We start from the raw sequence: 13,832 nt of genomic DNA on the forward strand, positions 1-13,832 counted from the left end.
CCCGCACCTTCCCGCATATGCTTGCGGCGAGCGGTATCAGTCCAGGGCATGTGCTTCCTCCATCGTCTCGACAACGACGCTGAATCACAACCTACTGATATCGCTCAACCACTTTTCGCTCGGGCTCTTAAAGTGGAGAACCCGATACATTCCTGCACCGAGCCCTTCGGGTCGCGTGTTCTACCTAGGCCATCGCTCGATTCGATAATTGTATGAATTCGACAAAATTGGTTGCTAAACCGTCACACTGGCCGGATTCCAAGGTTAATGAGCCAGTTAGCTTTGATGTGGTTCCAATTTTGCTTGGTGAGGCGGTTTGCAGGCGCCCAAACAGCGGATATGGCTGGAGCGACCCGTCAATGGGGACGTTTACCTAGATGCTTTACCAATTCCTACGACCCGCGCTGTTTGCGCTGGATGCCGAAACCGCCCACACTCTGACGTTGGCAGCCTTGCGCCTTGCGCCGCGCAGCTCGCGCGCGGCGCCCGAACCAATGCTGGCGCATCGTGTTGCGGGAATTGCCTTTCCCAATCCGGTGGGTCTTGCTCCGGGGTTCGACAAGAATGCCGAAGTGCCCGATGCGGCGCTCGGGATGGGCTTCGGCTATGTCGAAGTCGGCACTGTCACCCCGCGTCCGCAGCAGGGCAATCCCCGCCCGCGCCTGTTCCGACTGGTTGAGGATGAGGCGGTGATCAACCGCATGGGGTTCAACAATCAGGGTGCCGATGTGGTTGCGCAGCGGCTGCGGAAGCGGGCGGGATCGCCCGGTATCGTCGGGGTCAACATCGGCGCCAACAAGGATTCGGTCGATCGTATCGCCGATTATGCGGCAATGACCCGGCTCATGGCGCCGCTGGCGACGTATCTGACAGTCAACATCTCCTCGCCGAATACGCCCGGTCTGCGCGCACTGCAGGACGAAGGCGCGCTGGCCGGACTGCTGGATGCGGTAATCGCGGCGCGCGGACGCCACAAGGCGCCGATCTTCCTGAAGCTGGCCCCCGATCTTGAACCGGCCGACATCGACGCGATCGGCCGGATCGCTATCGACCGCCGGATCGACGCGCTGATCGTCTCGAACACCACGATCCGGCGGCCCGCGCTGGTCTCGCGCCACGCTAAGGAAAGCGGCGGGCTTTCGGGTGCGCCTTTGCGCGATCTTTCGCTGCAACGCTTGCGCGATTTCCGCAAGGCCACCGGCGGTGCGATTCCGCTGATCGGCGTGGGCGGCATCGCCTCGGCAGAAGATGCGTGGGCCAGGATCAAGGCCGGGGCCAGCCTGGTCCAGATCTACAGCTCGCTGGTCTATCACGGGCCCAAGCTGGTCGAACGGATCGTCAAGGGTCTGGCGGAACGCGCCCGGACCGAAGGCTTCGGCAGCATTGCAGAGGCGATCGGTAGCGAATAGCGTAAGGGCATGACATCACGCCCGCAACTGTTGCTGCTGCTTCCCGCGCTCCTTGCGCTGACAATTGCCGATCCGGCATTCGCCCGGCCTGCGCGTCCTCCTGCCAAGGCATCGCCCGTCGGCGCGGTTACGGGGCATGTAGGTGGGGCAGTGTCCGCAGCCGATCCGCGCGCGGCGCAGGCCGGAGCGGCCATGTTGCGGCTGGGTGGTTCTGCCACCGACGCAGCCATTGCCACGATGCTGGCGCTGGGCGTGGTCGAACCACAAAGTTCGGGGATCGGCGGCGGCGGCTTTCTGGTCACCGCTGATGCAAACGGGCAGGTCGACACCATCGATGGCCGCGAAGCCGCACCCCACACAGCTGGGCCGGACTGGTTCGTGGTCGATGGCCAGCTACTTACGCATGAGCGCGCTGTGCCCGGCGGGCGCAGTGTCGGCGTGCCCGGCAATCTGCAACTGGCCGCACTGGCCCACCAGCGGCATGGCAAACTGCCCTGGCGCACGGTGTTCGGCCCGGCGATCGCGCTGGCCCGCGATGGCTTCGCGATGAGCGCACGGCTCAACAACTCGCTGGCCTTGTTCAAGGATATCGCCGGATTGTCGCCCGCGGGTCGCAAGCTGTGGTTCGCGCCCGACGGCAACCCGCTTCCGGTGGGAACCGTCGTGCGCAACCCGGCGCTGGCCAAGCTGCTTGGCGACATTGCCGCGCGTGGACCCGACGCCTTCTATCGCGGGGCCAATGCCAGGGCCCTGACCAGCGCCGTGCAGCACAGCACAATCAACCCCGCGCCGCTGACCGAGGCCGACCTTGCCGCCTACAAGGCGCAGCCGCGCGCCGCCCTGTGCCGCCCCTATCGCGGCTGGCGGGTATGCTCGATGGGTCCGCCCTCGGCTGGCGGGATCATCGTGCTGCAAGTGCTGGGCATGCTCGAACGCTTTGATCTCAAGGCCTTGGGGCCAGCCTCTCCCGAAGCGTGGCACCTGATTGCCGAGGCTGAGCGGCTGGCCTTTGCCGACAGAGACCGGTTTGTGGCCGACCCCGACAAGGTTGCCGTGCCCACCGCCGGGTTGATCGCCGACGATTATATCGCCGCGCGCTCGGCGCTGATCGCGCAAGGAACCGCATTGCCGGTGGCCGAGTCCGGTGCGCCAGCCGGAGCGCAAGTCGCCTTTGCGGCAGCTCCGCCGATCAAGGAAAACGGTACGACGCACTTCGTTGCGGTCGATGCAAAAGGGGGCGTGGCGAGCTACACCTCGACCGTGGAGAGCGGGTTCGGTTCGGGGCTGGTCGTCTCGGGCTATGTCCTCAACAACGAGCTGACCGATTTCAATCTGGCGCCCGACGAACAGGGCAAGCCGACGGCCAACCGCGTCGGCGCCGACAAGCGGCCGCGCAGTTCGATGAGCCCGGTGGTCGTGTTCGGGCCGGATGGCCGCTTCCGCATGGCCGCAGGTGCCGCCGGGGGCTTCACCATTCCGCCTCAAGTGATCCGCGTCCTGACCGGGACGCTCGACTGGGGACTGACCGCGCGCGAGGCCATCACCCTGCCGGTGATCGTGCCGGTGGGCGACACGCTGCTGGTCGAAGCGGGAACCCCGCTTGAGGGTATGGTTCCCGCGCTCAAGGCGATGGGGCATGCCAAGGTCGTGGCCATCCCACTGCGGTTGAAGGCGAATGCGGTCGAAAGTGTCGACGGTACTTTGCGCGGGGCGGCCGACCCGCGCAGCGAAGGGGCGGCGGTTTCGCCCTGATCAACCGCGGGCTTTCTGCCAGCACGGGTCGCTTGCCGTAGCGGCAGCGTACCCTTAGGATCGCCAACCAGTCATTTTGAAGGGGTATGCCGAAATACCGGCGACCCGGGGACGAGGATTTTTACGCGTGCAGCTTTCCGACTTTGCCACTTTCCCGAACCTGGTCGCCATGTTCTTCGACCGCGCCCGCATTCGGGGAGCCGCGCCGATGCTGTGGGCCAAGCGGGCCGGACAATGGCAATCGCTGTCATGGGACGAAGCGGCCGATGCGGTCGCACTGCTGGCCCGGAATTTGCGCGCGCTGGGCTTGAACGAAGGTGACCGGGTGGCGCTGGTGTCGGAAAACCGGCCCGAATGGTGCATCGCCGATCTTGCGATCATGGCCGCAGGGCTGGTCACCGTGCCCACCTACACCACCAATACCGAGCGCGACCATCTGCATATCCTGCAGAACTCGGGTGCGCGTGCGGTGATCGTGTCCACGCCAAAGCTGGCGCAGCCGCTGCTGGGCGCGGCCTTGCGCGCCGCCGATTGCGAACATGTCATCGGGATTGAGCCCTTGAAGCGCATGCAGGCCGGCGCGCTGACCTTTCACGACTGGCAGGATCTTGTCACCGGTGATGCCGCTTCGGCCCGGGCAGAGGCGCAGACCCGCGCCGCCACGATCGGTCGCGATGATCTGGCCTGCCTGATCTACACCAGCGGCACCGGCGGCGCCCCGCGCGGCGTGCGCCAGCACCATGGCGCGATCCTGTGCAACGTGGCGGGCGCGGCGCGCATTCTGGCTGAGGACTTCGGTTGGGGGGACGAAGTGTTCCTTTCGTTCCTGCCGCTCAGCCATGCCTATGAGCACAGCGCCGGGCAGTTCCTGCCGATCGGCATGGGCGGGCAGATCTATTACGCCGAGGGGCTGGAGAAACTGGCCAGCAACATCGAGGAAACCCGCCCGACGATCATGGTGGTGGTGCCGCGCCTGTTCGAGGTGCTGCGCACGCGGATCATGAAGCAGATCGAGAAGCAAGGTGGTCTTGCCAGCTTCCTGATGGACCGCGCGCTGGCGATCGGCGTGCGCAACGCCAACGCCGGGGGGCGCCGCCGGCTGGTCGACATGCCGATGAACCTTGTCCTTGAACGCACGCTGCGGCCCAAGATCCGCAAGCGCTTTGGCGGGCGCTTGAAGGCGATGGTTTCGGGTGGCGCTCCGCTCAACCCCGAAGTCGGCGTGTTCTTCGAGGCGATGGGCCTGACCATGCTGCAAGGCTATGGCCAGACCGAATCGGGGCCGGTGATCTCGTGCAACCGTCCGGCTGCGGGCGTCGCCATGGATACCGTCGGCCCGCCGATGCAGGATGTCGAGGTGCGCATCGCCGAGGATGGCGAGATCCTCGTGCGGGGCGAACTGGTCATGCACGGCTACTGGCGCAACGAGGCCGAGACCGCGCGGGTCATCCCCACCAGCGGTCCGCAAGCGGGCTGGCTGCACACCGGCGACATCGGCCATATCGATGCACGCGGACGGATCGTCATCACCGACCGCAAGAAGGACATGATCGTCAACGACAAGGGCGACAACATCTCGCCGCAGAAGGTCGAAGGCATGCTGACGCTGCAGCCCGAAATCGCGCAGGCGATGGTCAGTGGCGACAAGCGGCCTTATGTCGTCGGACTGATCGTCCCTGACGCCGAATGGGCGTTCGACTGGGCGCGCGCGGCAGGCGAGAAGTTCGATCTGGTGGCACTTCAGGATCTGCCTGCTTTCCGTGCCGCGCTGCGCAGCGCGATCGACCGGGTAAATGCCGATCTGTCGGTGATCGAACGCGTCCGCCAGTTCACCTTCGCCGACGAGCCGTTCTCCATCGAGAACGAGGAAATGACTCCCAGCCTGAAGATCCGCCGTCACAAGATCCGCGAGCGCTACGCCGCGCGGGTGGACGCGCTGTACAAGGGATAATCCGCCCCGGATTTGCGCTCAGAAGATCTCGAATTCCTCGGTCATGAAGATCGAGGAGGCGGTGAAGTCGATGAAATTGCGCTCGTCCTCCAGCAGCATGCGGGCGGCGGCAAGGCCATCGGCGGTGCCGGTTCCGGCGGCGAGTTCCTCGGGCGAATTCCACCAGATCTCGGTGATGCCGTCGAATGCTTCGGCAAGCCCGCGTGATGCCCGAAACCCGGCGTTGGCTTGCGGCAGGCGAGCGTGGCTTTGCACATAGCGAACCGCGCCGATGGCGGTGGCGACGCTGCGAACCTTGGGCGCATGGTCTTCCAGCCAATAGCGCTGGAATTCGTCCTCGCTCAGATCGGCGCGGCGGCGGATGCAATAGACAAGCTTGATCATCGTTTCCTCCCCGGATTCTTACCCGAAGCAGGATGCCATGATGTCAGATCGAGGCAATAGGCCGGCTCAGGCCGCTTCAAGTTCCACGTATTCGGGGAAGAACGCGGGTTCACGGGTGGACCAGCCGGGTGCGGTGGCGGCGGCTTCGCTGATCGACTGGAGCAGTTTCTTGCGCTTTTCCGGGCGGATCTGCGGCAAGGCGGCGGCACCGCAGAACGCGGCGGGCAGCCAGCGCCGCACTTCGGCACCCAGCAGGCGTTCGTACAGGAACCGGAACGCACAGAAGCTGGTCAGCGCTTCCTGCGACAGGTCGAACGTGGTCACGCGCAGCATCGGGCCCATGAATGCCTCGATCGTGTCGAGGTTCTCGCCCTTGGGCATGTCGCGACGCAACAGTTTGAGATCCTGATAGACGACGTATTGCGCGCGGATCGAGGCTTTTTCACGCGGTGTCCGGCCCCATAGGCGGAACGCGTCGGCCCGTGCCAGCCCGATATCGAGACTGCGCCGGATATAGCGCTGCTCGCACGGAGAGAAACTCGCGAACTCGCGAAGCTCGGAAAGGATCGTCTGCGCAGACGGCGTGTTCGACATGACCCGACTCCCGCCGGGGCGGCAGATGCCAGTACCCCGGTATCCAGCGAGGCTAGGCCTCCCTGGTTAGCGAGCCGTTAAATGGTTAATGCGGATCGCGACGAAGGGTCGTTGCCAGCGGGGCGGTAACGAATTTCCGCAGCACTCGATCCTGATCGGTGCAGGGGGCGGGCTATCCGCCGCGACAATGCGCGCTGGAAAGCAGATCGACCCATGTCTACAGTTCATCAATGCACCGCGACGATCTTCTCGACCTCAATGCGTTCATGGCAGTGGCCGAGGAACGCAGCTTTACCCGTGCAGCGGCCAAGCTGAACACATCGCAATCGGCGCTGAGCCATACCATCCGGCGGCTGGAGGCACGGCTGGGCGTGCGGCTGTTGACCCGCACCACCCGCAGCGTGGCGCCGACCGCGGCGGGCGAACGCCTGCTTGGAACGCTTCGCCCCGCGCTTGAGGACATCGCGGCCGAACTTTCCTCGCTCGGCGAACTGCGCGAAAAACCGGCGGGCCTGATCCGCATCACGACATCGCGTCATGCGGCGACGGCGGTGTTGTGGCCCGCGCTGGAACGCCTCCTGCCCGATTATCCCGACATCCAGGTCGAGGTCAGCATCAGCAGCGGACTGACCGATATCGTCGCCGAACGCTTCGATGCGGGCATCCGGCTGGGCGAGCAAGTGGCCAAGGACATGATCGCGGTACGGATCAGCCCCGAACAACGCATGGCCGTGGTCGGCGCCCCGGCCTATTTCAACGCGCACCCCAAGCCGGTCGTGCCGCAGGATCTGGCCAACCACCAATGCATCAACTTGCGCATGCAGTCATCGGGCGGGCTTTATGCGTGGGAGCTTGAACGCGATGGTCGCGAGCTGAAAGTCAGGGTTGACGGGCAACTGACCTTCAACGATTCGCATCTGATGGTTGAGGCGGCCAAGGCGGGGATGGGGCTGGCCTGCACCTTGGAAGCCAATGTGCGCGATCTGGTGGCGCAAGGCTCGCTGGTGCAGGTTCTGGAGGACTGGTGCCCACCATTTGCGGGCTATCATCTCTATTACCCCAGTCGCCGCCAGCCATCGGCCGCATTTACGCTGCTGGTCGAAGCTCTGCGCTACCGAGGCGATTGATCTGCGCCAGAATTGATGAATGGGTGACATGACTGCATGCGGCCCGCGCCCTCTAATGGCCAGCGCGACCCGCCCTTATCTTCTGCCCATTGTCAGGCGGACTAGCATCCTGCCGATGGAGGAGATCGAAACATGAAAAAGCGCATTCTGGGCACGAGCGGGCTCGAAGTCTCGGCGATCGGTTTTGGCTGCATGGGGTTGAACTTCAGCTATGGCGAAGCGCTCGACAAGCAGGCCGCCATCACGCTGATCCGCCAGACCGTCGAGCGCGGTGAAACGTTCTTCGACACCGCCGAAGTCTATGGGCCGTGGACCAACGAGGAAATCGTCGGCGAAGCACTGGCCCCAGTGCGCGACCGCGTGGTGATCGCGACCAAATTCGGCTTCAACATCGTCGATGGCAAGATGGCGGGCACCAACAGCACGCCCGAACAGATCCGGAAGGTTGCCGATGGATCGCTCAAGCGGTTGGGCGTGGAGCAGATCGACCTGTTCTACCAGCATCGCGTCGATCCCGCCGTGCCGATCGAGGATGTTGCGGGCACCGTCAAGGAACTGATCGCCGAGGGCAAGGTCAAGCATTTCGGCATGTCCGAGCCCTCGGCCGCTACCTTGCGGCGGGCGCACGCGGTGCAGCCGGTGGCCGCATTGCAGAACGAATATTCGCTCTGGACGCGGGGGCCGGAAACCAACGGCATCCTTGAAGCCTGCGACGAACTGGGCATCGCTCTGGTCGCCTACAGTCCGCTCGGCAAGGGCTTCCTGACCGGCGCGATGAACAAGGACACCAAGCTGGGCGAGGGGGACTTCCGCAAGATCCTGCCGCGTTTCACGCCCGAGGCGATGGAGAAGAACCAGTCGCTGATCGATCTGCTGGTCCAGATCGCCAGCGACAAGCAAGCGACCCCCGCGCAGGTCGCGCTGGCCTGGTTGCTGGCGCAGCGCCCATACATCGTCCCCATCCCCGGCACGACCAAGCTAAGCCGCTTTGAAGAGAACATCGCGGCGGCCGACCTTGAGCTGACTGCTGCCGACCTGACCCGGATCGGCGAAGCGCTAAAGGCAATCGATGTCGAGGGCGAGCGCTACCCTGCGCAGTTGCTGTCCACCGTCGGGCGCTGAGGCGCTCCTGATGCCCTGAGGTCGCGCGCGCCGCCGTGCGCGGCCTCAAGACGGCAGCGTTACTCAGGCGCTCAGCTTGGCGGTAACCGCAAGTCGCGGGCCGGGCGGCTCTTTGTCGGCGCGGCGTTCGGCGTGGTGGACGCGGTTCTTGCCCGCCTTCTTCGCCTGATAGAGCGCTGCATCGGCTTGCGGCACGATGTCGGTGGCGGTGGTGGCGGTTTCGGGCACGGCCGCCACACCGAACGAGGCGCTGACCGAGCAGCCGTGGACGTCGGTCAGCGCCGCAATCCGTTCCCGTATCTGTTCGGCCTTCAGCAATGCGTCTTCAAGCGGGCAGTCGGGCAGGATTGCCATCAGTTCTTCGCCGCCATAGCGGCATATCACGTCACTGGGGCGCAAGGTGCTGACGATCTGCGCGGCGGTATCGCGCAGCACCGCATCGCCCTTGGCGTGGCCGAACTCGTCGTTAAGCGACTTGAAGTTATCCAGATCGAGCATGATCACCGAGGTAACCGATCCATTGCGCGAGCCGAGCGAGAGGAAGCGCTGCAGCGCGTCCTCCATGTAGCGACGGTTGTACAAGCCGGTCAGCGGATCGCGCAGCGACTGCGTGCGCAGCTTTTCACGCAGCGCGATGTTCGACAGCGCCAGCGACATCGAATCCGCCAGCGAACGGCCAAGTCGGCTGATGTCCTGCACGTCGACCATGGCATTGGCGATGCCGGCCACGTCACCTCGCGCCAGCACCAAGAGCCCGTGCAACTGGCCACAGGCCATCATCGGGATTTCAACTGTCGAGACCGTGCCCGCGTGGTGTGCGCAGCACAAGCTGTTGGCCCAGGGGGCGTTGACATGGGTCTTGCCGCGCTTCAACGCCCAGCAATTGCCCGGCGACAGCGCCTCGGGCGGGTCATAGCCATCGGGCACATCCCAGTGCCGCGACAGGTCGAGCCGGTCGCGCGAGTTGTTGAATACATAGAGCGCAACGCCATGGTCGGGCAGCAACCGGCGCGCTGTCGCCATCAATACCGCTCCGGCATCGTCGTATGTTTCGGCGGCCTGAAGCATGTCGGTCATGCCAAACAGCTCTTCGGTGCGGCGGTTGGCAATGGCATCGAGGGTGAGGCGTTCGGCCGATGCCGCATAGTTGTCGATGGCGGCCTGGCGGATCACCAGCTGGATTATCAGGCTGGTGCACAGCAACACGATCAGCACGGCCAGTAACGGATCGCCAAAGCCTTCGTCGACGCCGTCATGACCGATGACGGTGGCGATCCCTACCCCCTGGATCAGCAGGGTGCCGATATAGAGTCGACCGATCTTGCGATCATTCTCACTCTGTTCGGCGCCGATGACAGAAATCCTGGTGGTGTTCACTGCGCGCTCCGCCTTTGCAGGGCGCATGATGCCCCAGCCCTAGGCCAGAAGGTGTGAACCCCACCCGCTGTGGAATGCGGAGAGCCGGGTTTCCGCTATGCTAACCATAGCCTGCTTTCAGCGCGCGCCGAACAGCGCAGATCCCACCCGTACATGGCTGGCGCCCAACTGGATGGCGGTTTCGAAGTCCTCGCTCATCCCCATGCTGAGGCCGGTCAGGCCATGGTCGGCGGCCAGCTTGGCCAGCAGCGCGAAATAGGGCGCGGCTTCGACCCCGGCGGGCGGCACGCACATCAGTCCGGCGAGCGGCAGTTCGGAGGTCCGCGCCTCGGCTAGCAAGCCGGGCAGGTCGGACAGCGTGCAGCCGCCCTTTTGCGCTTCTTCTCCGATGTTGACCTGCACGAACAGCGGGATGCGCCGATCCAGCTTGTCCATCGCACGTGCCAGCGCGACGAGCAGCGAGGGGCGGTCGAGCGAATGGATGCAGTCGAACAGCCGCACCGCGTCCTCGGCCTTGTTCGACTGCAACTGGCCGATCAGGTGCAGGCGGACATCGGGTTGCGCCTCGATCAGCGCGGGCCACTTGCCTTGCGCTTCCTGCACGCGGTTTTCGCCGAACGCGCGCTGGCCTTGCGCGATCAGCGGGGCGATCGCATCGGCGGTCTTGGTCTTGGAGACCGCAACCAGCGTGACATCGGCGGCCTTGCGCCGGGCGATCCGCGCGGCTTGGGCGATGCGGTCCTGCACCCGGCTCAACGGAGTGACGGCAGGGTCGGTGAAATCGATGTGGTGCTCTGGTGCGGGCATGGGCCGGTGCTATAGCGCGGTGATGGCAAAGCGCCACCCTGTCCGAACTAGCACGGTTCCATCGCTGGTCCTGCTGAGCGATGCTCGCATCGACGCGGTGCTGGACCGCGCCATCAAGCGCCTGCCACGCGGCAGTGCGCTGGTGTTCCGGCATTACCATCTGCCGCCCCTCGCGCGGGCGGCCCGGCGCAAGCAACTGGCGCGGGCGTGCCGAGCGCGAGGCATAGCGCTGGTCGATGCCGGAGCGGGCTATGGCCCCGCGTCGGTGCTGCGTGGGCCTGCCGCCTGCCGTCAACCCTTGCGCCTTGCCACCGCGCACGACTTGCGCGAGCTGGGCGCGGCGACGCGCTGCCGGGCCGATGCGGTGTTGCTGTCGCCGGTGTTCCCCACCCGCAGCCATCCCGGCGCGCGTGGTCTGGGCGCGGTGCGCTTCCTGCTGCTGGCGCGTCAGTCCGCGCTGCCGGTGATCGCCTTGGGCGGCATGACCGCGGCGCGCTTCCGCCGCCTGACCGCAACAGCATCGCCAGTACACGGTTGGGCGGCGATCGACGGACTTTCGTAACCTTCCGAGTCGCTGGAATCCCGAGGATTCTTGACGGTGACTCCGCTTCGGGCGCATGATGGGCCGCAAGAGGGACGAACACGATGGCATCACGGGCACTCAGATCTGCTGGCAGATCGGCCGGCACAGCGGCTGGCACTTCGGCTGTATCGCGCCGCGCCGGGGGCGGTGGCGCCTCTGGCGGCGACTGGCGTGCGATCCTGCGTCGCAGCTTTCGTCGCAGTGCCGAGCTGATCGGCGGGATCGCGCTGTTTGTGCTGGTGCTGTTCCTGGCGCTGGCGCTGGTCAGCTATACCCAGACCGATCCTTCGGGGTCGACGGCGTCGGGCAGCCCGGTGGAAAACTGGATGGGCCTGCCGGGGGCATGGGCATCGGAGCGGCTGTTCGTGGCGTTCGGACTACCCGGCGCGCTGCTGTTGCCGCTGCTGATTGTCTATGCCCGCCGCCTGTGGGATGCGGCGGGTGATCTGATCGAAGCTCACGAGGATGACGACGACCTGCCGGTGCTGCCCGCGTGGTGGAAGCTGGCGCTGCTGCTGCTGGTCGCCATCGCGTTGCTGGCCACTACGCTGGCGCTGGCGCTGCCCCGGCTGGGCAGTACCCTGCCCGCCGGGCCGGGTGGCCTTGCAGGTTTGCTGGGCGCAGCGGGCGTACGCTGGCTTGCCGGATTTGCCGCACCGCTGTTTACCGGCGCGCAAGGCTGGCTCACGCTGGCGATCGCCACCGTTCTGCTGGTGATCGGCGTGATCCTGACCGGGCGGGTGTTCGCGTTTGACTGGATGCGCCTGCTGACCTTGCCGGCACTGCTGCGGCGCGCGCCGGTGGCCGATGATGGTACCGCCGCATCTTCGACCAAAGCGCGCAAGGGGCGCGGCGCAGCGGCAGACGGTCGCGCTACCCCGCCGGTGCCGCTGGGCGTGGCCGAGCTTGACGCAGCCCTTGCCCCTGTGGGGACTTTATCGGGGGATCAGGCAGACGGCGCCCCCCGGCGCCCGACCGAGATCGCCGAGCCGCAACGTTCGCCGACCGCGACGACGCTTGCCTCGCGCCCGCGTCAGGGTGATCTGTTCGACAGCTTCACCCTGCCACCGCTGGAACTGCTGGAAGAGCCGCCGGTGAATACGGGGCCCAAGATCGACAAGCTGGCGCTCGAACGCAATGCGCGCCTGCTTGAAAACGTGCTCGACGATTTCAACGTCAAGGGCGAAATCACCGCTGTGCGTACCGGACCGGTGGTGACGATGTACGAGCTTGAGCCCGCGCCGGGGATCAAGGCCAGCCGGGTGATCGGTCTGGCCGACGACATCGCCCGCAACATGAGCGCGGTGTCGGCGCGCGTCTCGTCGATCCCGGGGCGCACGGTCATGGGTATCGAACTGCCCAACGTGGTGCGCGACATGGTCTCGTTCCGCGAACTGGTCGCCTGCGACAAATTCCAGAACGCCAAGGGCCTGCTGCCGATCATTCTGGGCAAGGACATTTCGGGCGAGCCGATCATTGCCGATCTGGCGACCATGCCGCACTTGCTGGTGGCGGGGACCACCGGCTCAGGCAAGTCGGTCGGGCTCAACTGCATCCTGCTGTCGCTGCTCTATCGCCTGACGCCGCAGCAGTGCCGCCTCATCCTGGTCGACCCCAAAGTGCTGGAGCTGAAGTCTTACGACGACATTCCGCACTTGCTTTCGCAAGTGGTGACCGAGCCGGCCAAGGCGGTGCGTGCGCTGAAATGGGCGGTCGAGGAGATGGAGCGGCGCTATCGTCAGATGTCCTCGATTGGCGTGCGCAATCTGTCGGGCTTCAATGAAAAGGTCCGCGCCGCCGCTTCGAAGGGCAAGCCGCTGGGGCGGCGCATCCAGGTCGGCTTCGATCCCGACAGCGGCGAGGAAGTTTACGAGGAACAGCAGCTTGACTACCAGCCGCTGCCGCAGATCGTGGTGATCGTCGACGAACTGGCCGACCTGATGGTCACGGTGGGCAAGGAAATCGAAGTGCTGATCCAGCGCCTTTCGCAAAAGAGCCGCGCGGCGGGCATCCATCTGATCATGGCGACGCAGCGGCCGTCGGTCGACGTCATCACCGGCGTGATCAAGGCCAACCTGCCCACGCGTATCAGCTTTGCGGTGACCAGTCGGATCGACAGTCGCACCATTCTGGGCGAGCAGGGCGCCGAGCAACTGCTGGGCAAGGGCGACATGCTCTACAAGCCCAACACCGATCCGATCAAGCGCGTCCACGGCCCCTTCGTGAGCGACGAGGAAGTCGAGCGGGTGGCCGACCACTGGCGCGGGCAGGGGCGCCCGGACTATGTCGATTCGGTCACCGAAGAGCCCGAGGATGGCGGCTTCGGCTTCGACGACATGGACGCGACCGCATCCGACAATCCCGAGGAACGCAAGTACCGGCAGGTGTGCCAGCTGGTGTTCGAAAGCCAGAAGGCCTCGGCCAGCTGGATCCAGCGGCAGATGGGTGTGGGCTACAACACCGCGTCAAAGTGGATCGAGCGGATGGAGGCGGACGGCTTTGTCGGCCCGTCGAACCACGTCGGCCGCCGCGAGATCTATCGTGACAAGGACGGCAATCCGCTGTGATGTCGCGCTTTTGAGGTAGAACAGCGCTCCGGTCGGGTTGGGCATGGCCGATCCGCGGCGCTTTTCGTCTTGGAAGGCCAGCAAACCTTAACCATTACCGCTGGCCGCCGTCCTTGGGTCATGACCGGCGGGCCGTGCCTCCTCCATCCGAACTTGGAC

At 65.3% G+C, this 13,832-nt stretch carries 11 protein-coding genes; 7 read left to right on the forward strand and 4 right to left on the reverse strand.

What is annotated here, in order from left to right:
• The first annotated feature begins 377 nt into the window (after positions 1-377).
• From LDN95_RS19030 to LDN95_RS19040, 3 genes are all read left to right on the forward strand, one after another.
• Entirely contained in the window at positions 378-1,409 is a 1,032-nt protein-coding gene (locus LDN95_RS19030) for a quinone-dependent dihydroorotate dehydrogenase (protein ID WP_226019151.1), read from the forward strand.
• Positions 1,410-1,418: 9 nt separating this feature from the next.
• Positions 1,419-3,161 (forward strand): gamma-glutamyltransferase family protein, encoded by a 1,743-nt coding sequence (locus LDN95_RS19035; RefSeq protein ID WP_226019152.1) that lies wholly within the window; start codon positions 1,419-1,421, stop codon positions 3,159-3,161.
• A 127-nt stretch (positions 3,162-3,288) separates the two neighbouring features.
• On the forward strand, positions 3,289-5,112 hold the full coding sequence (locus tag LDN95_RS19040) for an AMP-dependent synthetase/ligase (RefSeq protein ID WP_226019153.1): 1,824 nt from the start codon (positions 3,289-3,291) through the stop codon (positions 5,110-5,112).
• A gap of 18 nt (positions 5,113-5,130) precedes the next feature.
• Here LDN95_RS19040 and LDN95_RS19045 read toward each other — a convergent pair whose 3' ends face one another.
• Together LDN95_RS19045 and LDN95_RS19050 are read right to left on the reverse strand one after the other, a co-directional pair.
• Complete coding sequence (locus LDN95_RS19045; RefSeq protein WP_226019154.1) at positions 5,131-5,496, reverse strand: EthD domain-containing protein; 366 nt, start codon at positions 5,494-5,496, stop codon at positions 5,131-5,133.
• 66 nt (positions 5,497-5,562) lie between these two features.
• On the reverse strand, positions 5,563-6,090 hold the full coding sequence (locus LDN95_RS19050; RefSeq protein WP_226019155.1) for a hypothetical protein: 528 nt from the start codon (positions 6,088-6,090) through the stop codon (positions 5,563-5,565).
• 230 nt (positions 6,091-6,320) lie between these two features.
• On the opposite strand from LDN95_RS19050, the gene LDN95_RS19055 reads away from it, so the two are divergent.
• Both LDN95_RS19055 and LDN95_RS19060 read left to right on the forward strand, forming a co-directional pair.
• A complete protein-coding gene (locus LDN95_RS19055) occupies positions 6,321-7,217 on the forward strand; it encodes a LysR family transcriptional regulator (protein WP_226019156.1) in 897 nt (298 codons plus the stop codon).
• 132 nt (positions 7,218-7,349) lie between these two features.
• Positions 7,350-8,339 (forward strand): aldo/keto reductase, encoded by a 990-nt coding sequence (locus LDN95_RS19060; protein ID WP_226019157.1) that lies wholly within the window; start codon positions 7,350-7,352, stop codon positions 8,337-8,339.
• A gap of 63 nt (positions 8,340-8,402) precedes the next feature.
• Here LDN95_RS19060 and LDN95_RS23340 read toward each other — a convergent pair whose 3' ends face one another.
• Positions 8,403-9,716, reverse strand: a complete 1,314-nt coding sequence (locus LDN95_RS23340; protein ID WP_226019158.1) for a GGDEF domain-containing protein — start codon at positions 9,714-9,716, stop codon at positions 8,403-8,405.
• A gap of 117 nt (positions 9,717-9,833) precedes the next feature.
• Positions 9,834-10,523 carry a YggS family pyridoxal phosphate-dependent enzyme gene (locus LDN95_RS19070; RefSeq protein ID WP_226019159.1) on the reverse strand — a complete coding sequence of 230 codons (690 nt, stop codon included), beginning with the start codon at positions 10,521-10,523 and terminating at the stop codon, positions 9,834-9,836.
• A 22-nt stretch (positions 10,524-10,545) separates the two neighbouring features.
• Here LDN95_RS19070 and LDN95_RS19075 point away from each other — a divergent pair, with 22 nt between their 5' ends.
• Both LDN95_RS19075 and LDN95_RS19080 read left to right on the forward strand, forming a co-directional pair.
• Positions 10,546-11,085, forward strand: coding sequence for a thiamine phosphate synthase (locus tag LDN95_RS19075; RefSeq protein WP_226019160.1), 540 nt, complete (start codon positions 10,546-10,548; stop codon positions 11,083-11,085).
• An 83-nt stretch (positions 11,086-11,168) separates the two neighbouring features.
• Positions 11,169-13,673 carry a DNA translocase FtsK gene (locus tag LDN95_RS19080; RefSeq protein ID WP_226019161.1) on the forward strand — a complete coding sequence of 835 codons (2,505 nt, stop codon included), beginning with the start codon at positions 11,169-11,171 and terminating at the stop codon, positions 13,671-13,673.
• Positions 13,674-13,832: the final 159 nt, after the last annotated feature.

This window comes from Novosphingobium sp. FKTRR1 (assembly GCF_020404405.1).
GTDB lineage: Bacteria > Pseudomonadota > Alphaproteobacteria > Sphingomonadales > Sphingomonadaceae > Novosphingobium.

Bases quoted from the DNA above. Each gene is read 5' to 3' on its own strand.
- LDN95_RS19050 (WP_226019155.1), bottom strand. From the start codon at position 6,090: ATGTCGAACACGCCGTCTGCGCAGACGATCCTTTCCGAGCTTCGCGAG.
- LDN95_RS19030 (WP_226019151.1), top strand. From the start codon at position 378: ATGCTTTACCAATTCCTACGACCCGCGCTGTTTGCGCTGGATGCCGAA.
- LDN95_RS19055 (WP_226019156.1), top strand. From the start codon at position 6,321: ATGCACCGCGACGATCTTCTCGACCTCAATGCGTTCATGGCAGTGGCC.
- LDN95_RS19075 (WP_226019160.1), top strand. From the start codon at position 10,546: ATGGCAAAGCGCCACCCTGTCCGAACTAGCACGGTTCCATCGCTGGTC.
- LDN95_RS19070 (WP_226019159.1), bottom strand. From the start codon at position 10,523: ATGCCCGCACCAGAGCACCACATCGATTTCACCGACCCTGCCGTCACT.
- LDN95_RS19045 (WP_226019154.1), bottom strand. From the start codon at position 5,496: ATGATCAAGCTTGTCTATTGCATCCGCCGCCGCGCCGATCTGAGCGAG.
- LDN95_RS19060 (WP_226019157.1), top strand. From the start codon at position 7,350: ATGAAAAAGCGCATTCTGGGCACGAGCGGGCTCGAAGTCTCGGCGATC.
- LDN95_RS19035 (WP_226019152.1), top strand. From the start codon at position 1,419: ATGACATCACGCCCGCAACTGTTGCTGCTGCTTCCCGCGCTCCTTGCG.
- LDN95_RS19080 (WP_226019161.1), top strand. From the start codon at position 11,169: ATGGCATCACGGGCACTCAGATCTGCTGGCAGATCGGCCGGCACAGCG.